Raw genomic sequence first — 16,136 nt, 5'->3', positions numbered from 1 at the left:
TGCCATGACGTGGACCTTCTCTTCCGACCTGACGGCCTATCTGGCCGCGGCGGGCCCGGCCGTGGCCGCGCAGCCCGTGCCCAACACCCTTCTGCTGACCGTCGCCGACGCGCTGGAGCGGCGCGGGCCCCACGCCTACGGGCCGGCCGACCCCGTCTTCGGCTGGTGGACCGGGGCCGACGGAACCGTTTCCGGGGCCCTGCTGTGCACCCCTCCGTATCCCCTGCAGCTCGGTGCGCTGCCCGAGCCGGCGGTGCGGGCGCTGGCGGCCGCGCTGGCCACCGAACCGCTGCTCGCCGGGATCGGCGGCATCAGCGCCCGGCGCCACGACGCGGAATCGCTGGCCGGGGCGTGGGGGCGGCCGTTCCGGGTCGCCGAGGAGAACCGCCTGTACCGGCTGGCCTCGCTGATCACCCCGGATCCGGCGCCGGCCGGGCGGGCCCGGCCCGCCACCGAGGCGGATCTCCCGCTGCTGCTGGAGTGGATCGAAGCCTTCAACGAGGAGGTGGGGCAGCCGGGCGAAGCCTCCGAAGCGGCCCTGCGCGACCGGATCTCCTACGGCGGGTTCGTCCTCTGGGAGCACGCCGGCGCCCCCGTCTCGGTGGCCTCCTTCTCCCGCCCGATCGGCTCGGCCGCCCGCGTCGGCCCGGTCTACACCCCGCCCGCGCTCCGCGGCCGCGGCTACGCCGCCGGGGTCACGCACGCGGCGAGCGAAGCGACGTACTCGGCCGGCGCCTCGGAGGTCCTCCTCTTCACCGACCTGGCCAACCCCACCAGCAACGGCATCTACCTGCGCCTGGGCTACACCCCGGTCGAGGACCGCGCCGAGGTCGTCACCGCGTGAGCGGCGGGCCTCAGCCGCGCCCCGCGGGCGGCTTGCGGCTGCCCGCGCGGTACGGGGCGGGCCAGGGGGCGCCCGGGCCCTCGTAGGACTGGTCGGCGGCCGCGTGCAGGGTCCAGTGCGGGTCGTAGAGGTGGGGGCGGCCGACGGCGCAGAGGTCCGCGCGGCCCGCCAGGAGCAGGGAGTTGACGTCGTCCCAGGAGGAGATGGCGCCGACGGCGATGACGGGGACGCCCAGCGCGTTGCGGATCCGGTCGGCGTACGGGGTCTGGTACGAGCGCCCGTACTCCGGGGCCTCGTCCGCGACGACCTGGCCGGTCGAGACGTCGATGGCGTCCGCGCCGTGGGCTGCGAAGGCGGCCGCGATCTCCACCGCCTCCTCCGGCGAGGTGCCGCCCGGCGCCCAGTCGGTGGCCGAGAGGCGGACCGTCATCGGGCGGTCCCCGGGCCAGACGGCGCGGACCGCGTCGAAGACCTCCAGGGGGAAGCGCAGCCGGTTCTCCAGGGAGCCGCCGTAGGCGTCGGTGCGCCGGTTGGTCAGCGGGGAGAGGAACCCGGAGAGCAGGTAGCCGTGGGCGCAGTGCAGTTCCACCAGGTCGAACCCGCAGTCGGCGGCGCGTACGGCGGCCGCCGCGAACTCGGAGCGGAGCGCGGGCAGGTCCGCCTCCGCGAGGGCGCGCGGGACCGCCGAGACGCCCGGCCGGTAAGGCAGGGCCGAGGCGGCCACCAGCGGCCAGTTGCCGTGCGGAAGGGGATCGTCCATGCCCTCCCACATCAGGCGGGTGGAGCCCTTGCGCCCCGAGTGCCCGAGCTGGACGCCGAGCGCGGTCCCGGGCGCGGAGGTGTGGACGAAATCGGTGATGCGCCGCCAGGCCGCCGCCTGCTCCTGGGTGTACAGCCCGGCGCAGCCGGGGGTGATCCGGCCCTCGGCGCTGACGCAGACCATCTCCGTCATCACCAGCCCCGCCCCGCCGAGGGCCCGGGCGCCGAGGTGCACGAGGTGGAAGTCGCCCGGGACGCCCTCCTCGGCCGAGTACATGTCCATCGGCGAGACGACGACCCGGTTGCGCAGGGTCAGGCCGCGCAGGGTGAGGGGGGTGAACATCGGCGGGGTGCGCTCGTCCGGGCAGCCGAAGTCCCGTTCCACCGCGCGCGTGAACCTCTCGTCGCGCAGCCGCAGGTTGTCGTGCGTGACCCGGCGGCTGCGCGTGAGCAGGTTGAAGGCGAACTGCCGGGCGGGCTGGTCGACGTATCCGGCGATCTCCTCGAACCAGGCCCGGCTCGCGGCCGCGGCCCGCTGGGTGCTGGCGACCGCCGGCCGGCGCGCCGCCTCGTATGCGGCGAGGGCGGCGGGTACGTCGCCCTCCGCGCCGGCCACCGCTTCGGCGAGCGCGAGCGCGTCCTCGACGGCCAGCTTGGTGCCGGACCCGATGGAGAAGTGGGCGGTGTGCGCCGCGTCGCCGAGCAGGACCACGTTTCCGTGTGACCAGCGCTCGTTGACGAGGGTGTCGAACCGCGTCCAGGCCGAGCGGTTGCCGCGCAGCGGCCGTCCGCGCAGCGCCTCGCTGAAGATCTTGGCGCAGCGGGCCGCGGACTCGTCCTCGTCGCACAGGTCGAGGCCGGCCGCCCGCCAGACCTCCTCCCGCATCTCGACGATCACCGTGGAGGCGTCCGCCGAGTAGGGGTAGGCGTGCAGTTGCACGACCCCGTGCTCGGTCTCGGCGATCTCGAAGCGGAAGGCTTCGAGGGCGAAGTCGGCGGCGAGCCAGATGTAGCGGCAGCGCCCGGGCGTCAGCGTCGGCCCGTAGTGCGCGGCCCCGGCCTCCCGGATCGCGCTGTGCACCCCGTCCGCCGCGACCACCAGGTCGTACGCGGCGGCGAGGTCCCGCGCGTCCGGGGCCCCGGTGCGGAAGCGGAGCCGGACGCCGAGCCCGGCGCAGCGCTCGTGCAGGATCTGCAGCAGCCGGCGCCGCCCGATGGCCGCGAAGCCGTGGCCGCCGGAGGTCAGCATCCGGCCGCGGTGCACGATGTCCACGTCGTCCCAGCGCACGAACTCGGCGCTCAGGGCCGCGTACACGACGGTGTCGGCCCGCTCGATGCCGCCGAGGGTCTCGTCGGAGAGGACCACGCCGAAGCCGAAGGTGTCGTCGGGGGCGCCCCGCTCCCAGACCTCCACGGCGTGGCCCTGGCGGGCCAGCAGCGCGGCGGCGTACAGCCCGCCCGGTCCCCCGCCGACGACGGCGACCCGCATGGCGCCCGGAGCAACGCCGCACGCTGACATCCGGCTACCTGCCCTTCCAGGCGGGCGGCCGCTTGCCGGTGAAGGCCGCGTGGAACTCCGCGTAGTCCTGGCCGTTCATCAGGAGGGCCTGGGTGGCGGCGTCCAGTTCCACGGACGCGGCCAGCGGCATGTCGAGTTCGGCGGTCAGCAGCGCCTTGGTCTGCGCGTAGGCGAGGGCGGGGCCGGCGGCCAGGTGGGCGGCGAGTTCGGCGGCCCGTACGTGGGCCTTGCCCTCCTCGGTGAGCTCGCTGAGCAGGCCGATCCGCTCGGCCTCGGCGGCTCGTACGGGCTCTCCGAGCATCAGCAGCCGGGTGGCGTGGCCGAGGCCTACGACGCGGGGCAGCAGGTAGGCGGCGCCCATGTCGCCGCCGGAGAGGCCGACGCGGGTGAAGAGGAAGGCGAAGCGGGCGCTGGGGTCGGCGATCCGGAAGTCGGCGGCGAGCGCGAGGACGGCTCCGGCGCCGGCGGCCACCCCGTGTACGGCGGCGATGACGGGGAAGGGGCATTCACGGATGGCGCGGACGACCTGGCCGGTCATCCGGTTGAAGTCGAGGAGTTGGGCGGTGTCCATGGCGAGGGTGGCGCCGATGATCTCGTCCACGTCGCCGCCGGAGCAGAAGCCGCGCCCCTCGCCGCCGAGCACGAGGGCGCGTACGGAACGCTCGCGGGACAGTTCGGCCAGCAGATCGCGCAGGTCGGCGTAGGCGCCGAAGGTGAGCGCGTTCAGCTTGTCGGGTCGGTCGAAGGTGACGGTGGCGACGCCGTCCTGCCGGGTCACCCGGAGGTGGTGCCACCGTTCGGTCGCTGCTGTGGAACCGGTGAAGGGGCTCACACCGACGACGGTATCACCGGATCGTGACTGCCGTCACAGAAGCGCGACATCCGAGTGGCGTCAGGGTGGTCCCGGGTGACCTCCCGGGCCGGCCGGCCGCCACACGAGCCGAAGGTCCCGCCCTCCGGCGACCGAGGTCCCTTGCGGTTCCGCCGGGGTGCCCTACAGGCACGAATTTCGACTTCGTATCGTTGAAACCAGGAGTTCTCGCTCCACCCCCTGCCCCGCCTCCCGGAAGGGACGGTACCGCTCGTGTCCCACACCTCCGCCTGGCGGATCGCCCTGCCCCACACGGCGGCCGCCGTACCCCTCGCCCGCGCCCTGGTCCGTACCGCGCTGGCCGACATCGACGCGCCCGCCGACAGCGACACGGCGGAGCTGCTGACCGCCGAGCTGGTCGCCAACGCCGTCGAGCACACCAGCTCCGAGGCGCCGATCGAGCTGGTCGTGGAGCTGCTGGCGGGCGGCTGCCAGGTCGAGGTGCACGACGGCGATCCGCGGCCGCCGGGCGATCTCGCCGCCCGCGCGGACGACACCCATCCCGACCCCTGGCAGGAGCACGGCCGCGGCCTGCTGCTGATCCGGGCCCTGAGCTCCGCCTGCGGCCACCGCCCGACCGCGGACGGCAAGGCGGTGTGGTTCACCCTGTCGGCGCGGCCCGTCTCGGTATGACTATGCGCCGGGCTTCGCGAGCGTGGCGACGAGCACGGCCTTGATGGTGTGCAGCCGGTTCTCGGCCTCGTCGAAGACGACCGAGTGCGCCGACTCGAACACCTCGTCGGTCACCTCCAGCGACTCCAGCCCGTGCCGCTCGTGGATCTCCCGGGCCACCTTGGTGCCGAGGTCGTGGAAGGCCGGCAGGCAGTGCATGAACTTCACGTCCGGGTTCCCGGTGGCGCGCAGCACGTCCATGGTCACGGCGTACGGGGACAGGACCTCGATCCGCTCGTCCCAGACCTCCTTGGGCTCGCCCATGGACACCCAGATGTCGGTGACGACGAAGTCGGCCTGTGCCACGCCCTCGTCCATCCGCTCGGTCAGCGTGATCCGGGCCCCGCTCCGCGCGGCGAGCTCGCGCGCCGCCGCGACGACGGGCTCGGCGGGCCAGTACGCCCGGGGCGCGACGATCCGTACGTCCATGCCCAGCAGCGCGCCGGTCACGAGGTAGGAGTTGCCCATGTTGAAGCGGGCGTCGCCGAGGTAGGCGAAGGAGATCCGCTCCAGCGGCTTGGCGCAGTGCTCGGTCATGGTGAGGACGTCGGCCAGCATCTGGGTGGGGTGCCAGTCGTCGGTGAGGCCGTTGAAGACGGGCACGCCCGCGTGGGCGGCGAGCTCCTCGACGGCGTCCTGGCTGTCGCCCCGGTACTCGATCCCGTCGAACATCCGGCCGAGCACCCGGGCGGTGTCCTTGACCGACTCCTTGTGCCCCATCTGGGAGCCGGAGGGGTCGAGGTAGGTGGTGCGGGCCCCCTGGTCCGCGGCGGCGACCTCGAAGGCGCAGCGGGTGCGCGTGGAGGTCTTCTCGAAGATCAGCGCGATGTTCCTGCCCTGGAGCAAGGGCTGCTCGGTGCCGGCCTTCTTGGCCGCCTTGAGCTCGGCGGCGAGCTCGATCAGGCCGCGGAACTCGGCGGCGGTGAAGTCGAGCTCCTTGAGGAAACTGCGGCCTGCGAGGTCGGGGGCCATGGGATCGCTCCAGCGTCACGGTGACAGGGGATGTTGGAAGTCTATACGATCCTCTGTATTCATATACAGGGGGTTAGGTCACCGCGTCCCGTTCCACCGGGCAGCTCATGCAGCGCGGTCCGCCCCGGCCGCGGCCCAGCTCGCTGCCCGGGATCTCGATGACCTCGATGCCCTCCTTGCGCAGGTGGGTGTTGGTGGTCACGTTCCGCTCGTAGGCGACCACCACCCCCGGCTCCACGGCCAGCACGTTGCACCCGTCGTCCCACTGCTCGCGCTCCGCCGAGTGCACGTCCTGCGTCGCCGTCAGCACCCGGATCGAGTCCAGTCCGAGGGCCGCCGCGATGGCCCGGTGCATGTGCTCCGGCGGGTGGTCGGTCACCTTCAGCTCGCTCGCCCCGTCGCCCGGCTCGATCGTGTAGGAGCGGAGCATGCCCAGGCCCGCGTACTGAGTGAACGTATCTCCGTCCACCATCGTCATCACCGTGTCCAGGTGCATGAAGGCCCGCCGCTTCGGCATGTCCAGCGCCACGATGCTCGTCGCCGACCCGGCGGCGAACAGGCCCCGCGCCAGCATCTCCACCGCTTGCGGGGTGGTCCGCTCGCTCATCCCGATGAGCACCGCGCCGTTGCCGATGACGAGCACGTCCCCGCCCTCGATCGTCGACGGGTAGTCCGCCTGCCCCTGCGACCAGTAGTGGAAGGCCCCGGAGGAGGTGAAGAGCGGGTGGTGCTTGTAGATCGCCTCGAAGTGGACGGTCTCGCGCTGCCGGGCCGGCCAGCGCATCGCGTTGATGGACACCCCGTCGTAGATCCATGCGGAGGTGTCCCGGGTGAACAGGTGGTTGGGCAGCGGCCCCAGCAGGAAGTCGTCCAGCTCCAGGGCGTGGAAGCGCACCGACACCGGCTCGGCGTGCCGCTCCAGGAACTCGCGCTTGGTCATCCCGCCGACCAGCGCCTCGGCCAGCGCGGCCGAGCCCAGTCCGTCGAAGGCCGCCCGCAGGTGGTCGGTGGCGAGCGGCCCGTACTCCTTCTCGTCGCACACCCGGTCCAGTACGAGGTGTCTCGCCTCCGGGATGTCGAGGGCCTCGCGCAGCAGGTCACCGAAGAGGTGGACCTCCACGCCCCGGTCGCGCAGCACGTCCGCGAAGCCGTCGTGCTCCTGGCGGGCCCGGCGCACCCACAGCACGTCGTCGAAGAGGAGCGCGTCCTTGTTGCTCGGTGTGAGCCGCTTCAGCTCCAGGTCGGGCCGGTGGAGGATGACGCGGCGAAGCCGCCCGGTCTCGGAATCGACATGGAATCCCATGCCGTACACGTTCGCAGACCGGGCGGCCTTTTGACCTGGTGTCTGCTCAGCGGGGCAGCGCGAGGCCGAGGAGCGCCGTCGGCGCCCCGGTCACCTCCGGGGTGATCAGACCCAGCTCGGGCGCCTTCACGTTCGGCACCCCGGAGTTGGAGGCGTCCGGCATCGTCAGCAGGCCTCCGGCGACCAGGCCGGGGGTCCGGGTGAGCAGGTCGGTGGCCGGAGCCTCCAGCGAGCCCTCGCCGTCCGTCTCCGGCGTGCCCAACAGGTTGGGCACCGGGGAGGTGACGAGGGTCCTGCCGAGCTCGGTCCCGATCGGGATCACCGGGAGCAGTGGAGTGGGAAGCATCTCCCCCTTGTGGAAGCGGGGCGCCTCGGGCGCTCCGACGACCGGCACCGGCACCCCGGTGGCCAGGCGCGGGGTGTCCACGCCCAGCGTGGTCTCCACGGCGTCCAGCGGGACACCCACCGGCACCGAGTTTGCCACGGCCGGGGTGGCCGCGCCGGCCGCGGCCATACAGGTCATGAGCGCCGCAATGCTTCCGCGCGCGGTCATCTTCATAGGTGACGTTCCGTCCTTCCAGGGTCGCGGACATTCCGCTGCCCTGGATGAACGATCCCGCCGGTGGGTTTCCCGGAGTTCTCCCCGAAAGTTCCCCCATACGACCTAATGAGCGGCCCTCCCGCGTGCCCGGCTTGACGGGCGCGCGGGAGGGCCGGAGCCCCCGCCGGTCAGAGCCTGGGGTCGACCGGCTCCGACTCCAGGGCGAGCACGGCGAAGACGGCCTCGTGGACCCGCCACAGCGGCTCCCCGGCCGCCAGCCGGTCCAGCGCCTCCAGCCCGAGCGCGTACTCGCGCAGGGCGAGGGAGCGCTTGTGCCCGAGGTGCCGCTCGCGCAGCTTCTCCAGGTGGTCCGGGCGCGTGTACTCGGGACCGTAGATGATCCGCAGGTACTCGCGTCCGCGCACCTTGACCCCGGGCTGGACCAGGCGGCCCTTGCCGTCCCGGGCGTAGGCCTGGAGCGGCTTGACGACCATGCCCTCGCCGCCGGCGGCCGTCAGCTCCAGCCACCAGTCGGTGCCCGCCCGTACGGAGTCCTCGTCCGCGGTGTCCACCAGGATCCGGCCGGTCCCGCGCAGCAGGCCGGTGCCGGCCGCCTCGTCGGCCGCGACGAGCCGGTCCAGCCAGAACAGCTGCTCGTCGTGGGGTACGGCGGCCAGCGACCGCCCGGCCGCCGCCAGCAACTGGAAGGGCGCGAACCGTACGCCGTCCAGCCCGTCGGTGGTCCAGCAGTAGCGGCGGTAGGCGTCGGTGAAGGCGGCCGCGTCGGTGGCGCGGCCGCGCTGGCGCTCCAGCAGTTCGCCGGTGTCGATGCCGCGGGCGGCGGCCGCCTCCAGGGCGGCGATCGCGCCCGGGAAGACGGCGCCGGAGGCGGCGCCGACGGCGGCGTACTGGTTGCGCAGCAGGCCGCCCGACTTCAGGGACCAGGGCAGGAGTTCGCCGTCGATCAGCAGCCAGTCCGTGCCGAGCTCCTCCCAGAGGCCGGCGTCGGCGACCGCCGTGCGGAGCCGGGCCAGGACCTCCTCGGTGACCTCGGGATCCTTGAAGAAGGGCCGTCCGGTGCGGGTGTAGACCGAGCCGGTCGGGCCGTCGACGCCGAAGCGCTCGCGGGCCGCGTCGGCGTCCTTGCAGACGAGGACGGTGGCGCGGGAGCCCATGTGCTTCTCCTCGCACACGACCTGGGCGATGCCGTCCTTGCGGTACTGCGCGAAGGCCTCGGCCGGGTGCTCCAAGTAGCCGTCTTCGCGGGACGTGGCCGTGGGCGCCATGGTCGGCGGCAGGTACGGGACCAGCCGCGGGTCCACGGCGAAGCGGCTCATGACCTCCAGGGCCGCGGCCGCGTTCTCCTCGCGCACGTTGACGTTGCCCAGGTGGCGGGTCTCCACGACCCGGCGCCCGTGGACGTCGGCGAGGTCGAGCGGGCGCCCGCCCCCTGACCAATCCCATGCAGCACCGCCCGGGGCCTCGGTGGCGAGCGGCTTGACCGGCTCGTACCAGACCTTCTCGGCCGGTACGTCGACCAGTTCGCGCTCGGGCCAGCGCAGGGCGGTCATCTTCCCGCCGAAGACCGCGCCGGTGTCGAGGCAGATGGTGTTGTTGATCCAGGAGGTGTTCGGGACCGGTGTGTGGCCGTAGACCACCACCGCCTTGCCGCGGTAGTCCTCGGCCCACGGGTAGCGCACGGGCAGGCCGAACTCGTCGGTCTCGCCGGTGGTGTCCCCGTACAGGGCGTGCGAGCGCACCCGGCCGGAGGTCCGGCCGTGGTACTTCTCGGGCAGGCCGGCGTGGCAGACCACCAGCTTGCCGCCGTCGAGGACGTAGTGGCTGACGAGGCCGCGGATGAACTCCCGCACCTCCTCGACGAACTCCTCCGGCTCCTTCTCCAGCTGCTCGATGGTCTCGGCGAGGCCGTGGGTCCGCTGGACCTTGGAGCCCTTCAGATAACGGCCGAGCTTGTTCTCGTGGTTCCCGGGCACGCACAGGGCGTTGCCGGACTTGACCATGCCCATGACCCGGCGCAGGACGCCGGGACTGTCGGGCCCGCGGTCGACGAGGTCGCCGACGAAGACGGCGGTACGGCCCTCGGGGTGGACCCCGTCCTCGTAGCCGAGCTCGGCGAGCAGGGTCTCCAGCTCGGAGGAGCAGCCGTGGATGTCGCCGACGATGTCGAAGGGGCCGGTGAGGTGGGTGAGGTCGTTGAACCGCTTCTCCAGGACGACCTGGGCGGTCTCGGCCTCTTCGACGGAGCGCAGCACGTGCACCTTGCGGAAACCCTCGCGCTCCAGGCCGCGCAGCGAGCGCCGCAGGTCGCGGCGGTGTCGCTGGATGACGGCGCGGGGCAGGCCGGCCCGGTCGGGGCGGGCCGCGTTGCGCTCGGCGCAGACCTGTTCGGGCATGTCGAGGACGATGGCGATGGGCAGGACGTCGTGCTCGCGGGCGAGCTGGACCAGCTGCCGGCGGGCGTCGGCCTGGACGCTGGTGGCGTCGACGACGGTGAGGCGGCCGGCGGCGAGCCGCTTGCCGGCGATGTAGTGCAGGACGTCGAAGGCGTCCCTGCTGGCGCTCTGGTCGTTCTCGTCGTCGGAGACCAGGCCCCGGCAGTAGTCGGAGGAGATGACCTCGGTGGCCTTGAAGTGCCTGCGGGCGAAGGTGGACTTGCCCGATCCGGTGGCCCCGATCAGGACGACGAGGGACAGGTCGGTGACGGGAAGTACGCGGGTGCGGTGGGTCCCGGTGATCTCGACGGTCTCGGTGATCTCGGTGCTTTCAGTGGTCATGCTGCCTCGCCCTCCTTCGGGGTGTCGGTGGTGGTGTCGGTCGTGGTGTCGCTCTGGGTGAACACGGCCATCTGGGTCGGCGGGCCGACCTCGGGGTCGTCGTCGCCGACGGGCAGGAAGGCGGCCTCGTACCCGTGGCGGGCGGCCACGTCCGCGGCCCAGGCCCGGAACTCCGCGCGGGTCCACTCGAAGCGGTGGTCGCCGTGCCGGACGTGCCCGGCGGGCAGGGTCTCCCAGCGGACGTTGTACTCGACGTTCGGGGTGGTGACGAGCACCGTGCGGGGGCGGGCCGAGCCGAACACCGCGTACTCCAGCGCGGGCAGCCGCTCCGGGTCCAGGTGCTCGATGACCTCGCTGAGCACGGCCGCGTCATAGCCGGCCAGCCGCTTGTCGGTGTAGGCGAGCGAACCCTGCAGCAGCCGGACGCGCGCGCTCTGGCGCTCCCCCAGCCGCTCCAGCCGCAGCCGCTTGGCCGCGAGGTTCAGCGCCCGCACCGACACGTCCATGCCGACGATCTCGGTGTACGCGGGGTCCTTGAGCAGCGCCTGCACCAGCTGGCCCTGCCCGCAGCCGAGGTCGAGGACGCGGGCGGCGCCGGCGGTGCGCAGCGCGGCGAGGATCGCGTCGCGCCGCTGTACGGCCAGCGGTACGGGCCGCTCCTCGGTGTCGCGGTCCTCGTCGACCGCGTTGTCGAGCTCCTCGACCTCGCTGCCGTCGGCCTCGGCGAGGCGGACCAGTTCCAGGCGCTCCAGGGCGTCCTGGGTCAGCCGCTTGTGGCGGGCCAGGTAGCGGGAGCTGATCAGGCCGTTCTCCGGGTGGGCGGCGAGCCAGCCCTCTCCGGCGCGCAGCAGCTTGTCGACCTCGTCGGGGGCGATCCAGTAGTGCTTGGCGTCGTCGAGCACGGGGAGCAGGACGTACAGCTGGCGCAGGGCGTCGGCGAGCGGCAGCTCGCCCTCCAGGACGAGCCGTACGTAACGGGAGTCGCCCCACTCGGGGAACTGCGGGTCGAGCGGTACGGGTTCGGCCCGTACGAGGTCCCAGCCGAGCGGGTCGAACAGCCGGTGCACCAGCTCCGCCCCGCCGCGCGCGGGCAGCACCGGGATCTCGACGCGCAGCGGCCGCGTCTGCTCCGGCAGTTCCGGGCGGGCGGCGCACTGGCCCTTGAGCGCGCTGCGGAACACCCCGCTGAGCGCGACGGCGAGCAGCGAGGAGGCGGCGTACGGGCGGTCGTTGACGTACTGCGCGAGCGCGGCGTCGGGCGCCCCGCCCCGGCCTTTGCCCTGGCCGCGCCGCACGAGTGCGACGGGATCCACCTCCAGGAGCAGCGCGGCCGTGCACCGTTCGGCCGTGGCCTCGGGGTAGAACACGTGGGCGGTGCCGTGGGAGGTGGAGAAGGCCTGCGTCTTGCCGGGATGCTTGTGCAGCAGAAAGCCCAGGTCGGTCGCGGGTCGTTCAGGGGAGCCGGTGGTGGAGATCGTCAGGAACACACCTCCGAGTATGTGTTGAGGCCGCTCACGGGCCAACGCGTTTTCCGTGTGCTGCGACGGGAGGTCGGCTGCCTTCCCGAACGGCCGCGAACGCGATCTTCACGTTTCCCATACAAGAGCCGTCACATTTTGACACTCTGCTCTGGTTTGGACACCGCTGTTCCCCCCTGTGCACATTGGAGCCCCGTGTACCCTCCGCCTCACGCCCACACGCCCTGGCAGCCGATAAGACGCTGGTGGCAGCACCCGGCGCTGATCATCACCGCTCTCGTCCTGCTTCCCCCGGCGGGCATCGCGCTGGTCTGGCTGAGCCAGTGGAACCAGAAGAAGAAGATCATCGCCACGGTCCTGTCGGGCCTCTGGTTCCTGGTGGTCTTCCTGTCGCCTGACGCGCCGAAGAAGACGGGCGACGACGCCAAGTCCAAGTCCCCGACCGCCGTCACGGCGACGGCCACGCCCCAGTCCTCGGCGCCGGCGGCCGCGGCGCCGTCACCGACCCCCGCCTCCGCGATGCCCTCGGTCGTCGGCACTCCTTTCGCCGGGGCCGAGAAGGCCGTGGAGGCCCTGCTCGACACCGAGTTGACCGCGCGCAGCGCGTACACGGACGTGACGCTGGGGGCCGACCACACGCAGTGGGTCGTGTGCTTCCAGGAGCCGGAGGCGGGCTCCGCGCTCGCGTCGAAGTCCGTCTCGGCAACCGTCCACCTGGTCGACGCCGGTACGACGTGCCCGACCGAGAAGGGCACCGCCCTGCGCCCGAAGTCCTCGCCCACGCCCAAGCCCACTCCCACGCCCGAGCCCGAGCCCGAACCGACGGCGGACAACGACGACTCTGGCAGCGGCGGCGGAGGCAGCGTCTCCTACCGCAACTGCAGTGCGGTGAAGGCCGCCGGCAAGGCTCCCATCCGCCGCGGCGACCCGGGCTACGGCTCGCACCTCGACCGCGACGGCGACGGCATCGCCTGCGAACGCTAGGGGGGCGCTAGCCGAGGACCTCTGCGCCCAACTCGGTGATCCGGTCGGGGCCGATGCGGCAGCAGCCGCCGATGAGGCGGGCGCCGGCCCGGCGCCAGGCGGCGGTGGGCCAGCGCGCCTCGGTGGCCGGCGCGTGCCAGGTGCCGGTGGCGGCCTCCCAGACGGAGCCGTCGTTGGGGTAGGCCAGGAGCGGCTTGGCGGTGGCGCCGGCCGCGGCTTCCAGGGCGGGCAGGACGTCCGCCGGGTCGCAGCAGTTGACGCCGACGGCGATGACCTGCGGGGATCGCGCGGCGAGGGCGAAGGCCCCGGGGAGCGGGGCGCCTGAGCGGGTGCGGCCCTCGGCGGCGGTGTAGCTCAGCCAGGCCGGGGCGCCCGTCTCGGCGAGGACGGTGAGCAGGGCCTCGGCCTCGTCCGGGTCGGGGATGGTCTCCAGGGCGAGGACGTCGGGGCCGGCGGCGAGCAGGGCCTCGATGCGGGAGCGGTGGAAGGCGGCGAGCTCGCGCACGCTCAGGCCGTACCGGCCGCGGTACTCGGAGCCGTCCGCCAGCACCGCGCCGTACGGGCCCACGGACGCGGCCACCCACACCTCGTGGTCGGCGGCTCCGGCCGCGCGGGCGGCGAGCGCGACGCTGCGGCGCAGCAGGGCGTCGGTGGCGGCGCGGTCGTGGCCGTGGGCGGCGAAGGCCTCGTAGCCGATCTGGTAGCTCGCGGTGATCAGCACCTCGGCGCCGGCCCGTGCGTACGCCGTGTGGGCGGCCTCCACCTGGTCCGGGCGCTCGGCGAGCACCCGGGCCGTCCAGAGGCCGCCGGACAGGTCGCAGCCCTGGGCGGCGAGCTGGTTGCTCAGCCCGCCGTCCAGGAGCACGGTCCTGCGGGCCAGGGCTTCGGCGAGCGGGCCGGACGCGCGCGGCATGGGGGTGCGCTCCTGCCTCAGCCGAGCTGGGAGAGCACCTGGGCCGAGATCAGCTCCAGGTGGTCCAGGTCGTCGAGGTCGAGCAGCTGGAGGTAGACGCGGGAGGAGCCGATGGCCTCGTAGGCCCCGATCTTCTCCACGACCTCGGCCGGGGAGCCGGCCAGGCCGTTGGCCTTGAGCTCGTCCACGTCACGGCCGATGGCGGCGGCCCGGCGGGCCACCTCGGCGTCGTCCTTGCCCACGCAGACCACGAGGGCGTTGGAGTAGACGAGGTCGTCCGCCGTGCGCCCGGCCTCCTCGGCGGCCTCCCGGACCCGGCCGAACTGCCGCTCGCTGTCGGCGATCGACGCGAAGGGCATGTTGAACTCGTCCGCGTACCGCGCGGCGAGCCGCGGGGTGCGCCGGGCTCCGTGGCCGCCGATGAGGACGGGCACCTTGGACTGGAGCGGCTTGGGGAGCGCGGGCGAGTTCTCCACCTGGTAGTGGCTGCCCGCGTAGTCGAAGGTGGCGCCGATCTCGGTGGCCCACAAGCCGGTGATCACGGCCAGCTGCTCCTCCAGCCGGGCCATCCGCTCCGCCGGGAAGGGGATCCCGTACGCCTTGTGCTCCTCCTCGAACCAGCCGGCGCCCAGGCCCAGTTCGACCCGGCCGCCGGACATCCGGTCGACCTGGGCCACCTGGATGGCGAGGACGCCGGGCAGCCGGAAGGTGCCGGCCGTCATCAGCGTGCCCAGCCGGATCCGGCTGGTCTCGCGGGCCAGGCCGGCGAGGGTGATCCAGGCGTCGGTGGGGCCGGGCAGGCCGTCGGCCGAGCCCATCTTCAGATAGTGGTCGGAGCGGAAGAACGCATCGAAGCCCAGGTCCTCGGTGGCCTTGGCGACGGTCAGGAGGGTGTCGTAGCTCGCGCCCTGCTGGGGCTCGGTGAAAATGCGAAGATCCATGCTCCCCATCCTGCCTCCCCGGGCCGCCTTCGGGAGGCGCCCGCATCCCACCCCGGCCGGGTGAATCTGCGTCAACCGGACGGCCCACCCCGGGCCCCGCCAGTGACCAGCCCGGACGGGGATCGTTGCTCGGACGGAGCCGGACCGCCCGGCCCGCGCGCCGGCGGCCCTTCGCCGGTGCGTCCACCGCCCCCTTCCGCCTCGGAAGGGCCAGGGCCGAGGAGGCCGCCATGTCCCATGAGTCCGTGCCGGAAACCCACCGACAGGACGGACAGACCGGACAGGCAGCACACGACCATGCATGCCAGGAGTCCGCGGCACCCGCCCAGGGCGGCGCGCCGAAGGGCCTGCTCCAGCAGATGGAAGAGCTGATGGCGGCGCTGAACGCCGACCTCTCGCAGCTCGACGCCGACCTCCAGTCCTCCACGGACCGCACCCCCGGCGCCCCCGGTACGACCGGCACCCCGGGCAGCCGTGCCGCCGAGAGCGAGCGCCCCTCCTACCGGTCGTACTGACCGTACGGGTCCCGTCGCGCGCGACGGGACCCCACTCCCCTCGGCCCGCTCAGGCCACGCCCGAGGCGGATCCCCGCTCGCGCACCGCCATGCGGCGCAGGAGCGCCCGCACCCGGTCGCTCGACTCGTCCGCCGCGTCGATCGACTCTATGCACTGCCAGTAGAGGGCCTCGTCGTCCGTCCCGCAGGCCACCCCGACCAGGGCTATGCCCACTTCGCCGAGCAGCGCCTGGAGTCCGAGCAGTGCCTGCCGGACATCCGACACCTCCGTCAGCTGAGCCGCCCGCGGCGGATACTCGGGCGCGCTGCCCTCTCCGCGCAGGGCCGCCCGGTCGATCACCCCGCAGCCTCTGCTTCCCGCTTCCCCCAGTCCCCGTGCCTCCGATCTCAGCTCCGGCGGCCCGGTGACCGCCAGATAGCCCCCGACGCCCTGTGCGAGCGCCTGGGCCTGCCAGGCCTCGCCCACGATGCCCCACGCAGCCCCGCTCTGTGCCAGCGCGTGCCGGCCGGCCGCGATGAGCCGTACCGCATCCATATGCCGTCCCCCGTCCGCACGACATCCCGCCGTTCTCACCACTACCCAGAGTGAGGGCAACGAGTCAGTAAAGCCAGGGGTATTCGGAAAATGTGGACACAAACGTGATTGTGGAAGAGTCCATCACTCCGAAGAGTGACGATTCGACACCTGAGGGCCCGTCACTGGGAAGCGCAGCTCGTTCCTCTCGATCTTCGCGGCGAGCGCATCCAGCACATCCACCCCGAGAACCTCACAGAACTGCAGCAGATACGCGAGGACGTCGGCCACCTCGTCGGCCACGCGGTGGGCCGTCTCCGGCTTCTCCATGACCGCCGCCGACTCCTCCGGGGTCAGCCACTGGAAGATCTCGACCAGTTCGGCCGCCTCCACGCTCAGCGCCACCGCCAGGTTCTTGGGCGTGTGGTACGGCTCCCAGCCGCGCGCCGACGCGAAATCGGCGAGCCTGCGCTGCAGTTGCCCGAGCCGCTCGCCGTGCGGTTCGGGTGTCTCGT

Annotated in this window: 15 protein-coding genes; 4 read left to right on the top strand and 11 right to left on the bottom strand. The window is 72.9% G+C overall.

Annotation, left to right across the window (positions count from 1 at the left end; translation table 11 throughout):
• The first annotated feature begins 4 nt into the window (after positions 1–4).
• Positions 5–844, top strand: coding sequence for a GNAT family N-acetyltransferase (locus ACFWBN_RS17380; RefSeq protein ID WP_385177401.1), 840 nt, complete (start codon positions 5–7; stop codon positions 842–844).
• A 10-nt stretch (positions 845–854) separates the two neighbouring features.
• Here ACFWBN_RS17380 and ACFWBN_RS17375 read toward each other — a convergent pair whose 3' ends face one another.
• Both ACFWBN_RS17375 and ACFWBN_RS17370 read right to left on the bottom strand, forming a co-directional pair.
• A complete protein-coding gene (locus ACFWBN_RS17375; RefSeq protein ID WP_385177399.1) occupies positions 855–3,122 on the bottom strand; it encodes a bifunctional salicylyl-CoA 5-hydroxylase/oxidoreductase in 2,268 nt (755 codons plus the stop codon).
• A 4-nt stretch (positions 3,123–3,126) separates the two neighbouring features.
• On the bottom strand, positions 3,127–3,954 hold the full coding sequence (locus ACFWBN_RS17370) for an enoyl-CoA hydratase family protein (protein ID WP_385177397.1): 828 nt from the start codon (positions 3,952–3,954) through the stop codon (positions 3,127–3,129).
• 252 nt (positions 3,955–4,206) lie between these two features.
• Between ACFWBN_RS17370 and ACFWBN_RS17365 the strand changes: the two genes are divergently transcribed.
• Positions 4,207–4,626, top strand: coding sequence for an ATP-binding protein (locus ACFWBN_RS17365; RefSeq protein ID WP_385177395.1), 420 nt, complete (start codon positions 4,207–4,209; stop codon positions 4,624–4,626).
• Here ACFWBN_RS17365 and argF read toward each other — a convergent pair whose 3' ends face one another.
• From argF to ACFWBN_RS17340, 5 genes are all read right to left on the bottom strand, one after another.
• A complete protein-coding gene (gene argF, locus ACFWBN_RS17360) occupies positions 4,627–5,637 on the bottom strand; it encodes an ornithine carbamoyltransferase (RefSeq protein WP_385177393.1) in 1,011 nt (336 codons plus the stop codon).
• 73 nt (positions 5,638–5,710) lie between these two features.
• Complete coding sequence (locus ACFWBN_RS17355; RefSeq protein WP_385177391.1) at positions 5,711–6,940, bottom strand: arginine deiminase; 1,230 nt, start codon at positions 6,938–6,940, stop codon at positions 5,711–5,713.
• A 46-nt stretch (positions 6,941–6,986) separates the two neighbouring features.
• A complete protein-coding gene (locus ACFWBN_RS17350) occupies positions 6,987–7,499 on the bottom strand; it encodes a hypothetical protein (RefSeq protein WP_385177389.1) in 513 nt (170 codons plus the stop codon).
• A 170-nt stretch (positions 7,500–7,669) separates the two neighbouring features.
• The gene (locus ACFWBN_RS17345) at positions 7,670–10,276 is read right to left on the bottom strand and encodes a polynucleotide kinase-phosphatase (protein ID WP_385177387.1); all 2,607 of its coding nucleotides are present in this window, start codon (positions 10,274–10,276) and stop codon (positions 7,670–7,672) included.
• Positions 10,273–11,763: a 3' terminal RNA ribose 2'-O-methyltransferase Hen1 gene (locus ACFWBN_RS17340; RefSeq protein ID WP_385177385.1), complete on the bottom strand. Its 1,491-nt coding sequence runs from the start codon at positions 11,761–11,763 to the stop codon at positions 10,273–10,275. Before ACFWBN_RS17340 ends, ACFWBN_RS17345 begins: the two co-directional genes overlap by 4 nt.
• Before the next feature lie 186 nt (positions 11,764–11,949).
• On the opposite strand from ACFWBN_RS17340, the gene ACFWBN_RS17335 reads away from it, so the two are divergent.
• The gene (locus ACFWBN_RS17335; RefSeq protein WP_385177383.1) at positions 11,950–12,738 is read left to right on the top strand and encodes an excalibur calcium-binding domain-containing protein; all 789 of its coding nucleotides are present in this window, start codon (positions 11,950–11,952) and stop codon (positions 12,736–12,738) included.
• Positions 12,739–12,745: 7 nt separating this feature from the next.
• On the opposite strand, the gene mmuM is transcribed toward ACFWBN_RS17335, so the two are convergent.
• Together mmuM and ACFWBN_RS17325 are read right to left on the bottom strand one after the other, a co-directional pair.
• Positions 12,746–13,651 (bottom strand): homocysteine S-methyltransferase, encoded by a 906-nt coding sequence (gene mmuM, locus ACFWBN_RS17330; protein WP_385177380.1) that lies wholly within the window; start codon positions 13,649–13,651, stop codon positions 12,746–12,748.
• A gap of 17 nt (positions 13,652–13,668) precedes the next feature.
• The gene (locus tag ACFWBN_RS17325; RefSeq protein WP_385177378.1) at positions 13,669–14,592 is read right to left on the bottom strand and encodes an LLM class F420-dependent oxidoreductase; all 924 of its coding nucleotides are present in this window, start codon (positions 14,590–14,592) and stop codon (positions 13,669–13,671) included.
• 230 nt (positions 14,593–14,822) lie between these two features.
• Here ACFWBN_RS17325 and ACFWBN_RS17320 point away from each other — a divergent pair, with 230 nt between their 5' ends.
• A complete protein-coding gene (locus ACFWBN_RS17320) occupies positions 14,823–15,107 on the top strand; it encodes a hypothetical protein (RefSeq protein ID WP_385177376.1) in 285 nt (94 codons plus the stop codon).
• A 49-nt stretch (positions 15,108–15,156) separates the two neighbouring features.
• Here the strand turns inward: ACFWBN_RS17320 and ACFWBN_RS17315 are convergent, their stop codons facing one another.
• Complete coding sequence (locus ACFWBN_RS17315) at positions 15,157–15,642, bottom strand: DUF6099 family protein (protein ID WP_385177374.1); 486 nt, start codon at positions 15,640–15,642, stop codon at positions 15,157–15,159.
• A 123-nt stretch (positions 15,643–15,765) separates the two neighbouring features.
• Positions 15,766–16,098 carry a nucleotide pyrophosphohydrolase gene (locus tag ACFWBN_RS17310; protein WP_385177587.1) on the bottom strand — a complete coding sequence of 111 codons (333 nt, stop codon included), beginning with the start codon at positions 16,096–16,098 and terminating at the stop codon, positions 15,766–15,768.
• Positions 16,099–16,136 lie beyond the last annotated feature (38 nt).

It is taken from the genome of Streptomyces sp. NPDC059989 (assembly GCF_042736975.1).
Taxonomy (GTDB): Bacteria; Actinomycetota; Actinomycetes; order Streptomycetales; family Streptomycetaceae; genus Streptomyces.
The sequence above is the reverse complement of the archived record's forward strand: the minus strand, read 5'-3'. Positions and strand labels throughout refer to the sequence as shown.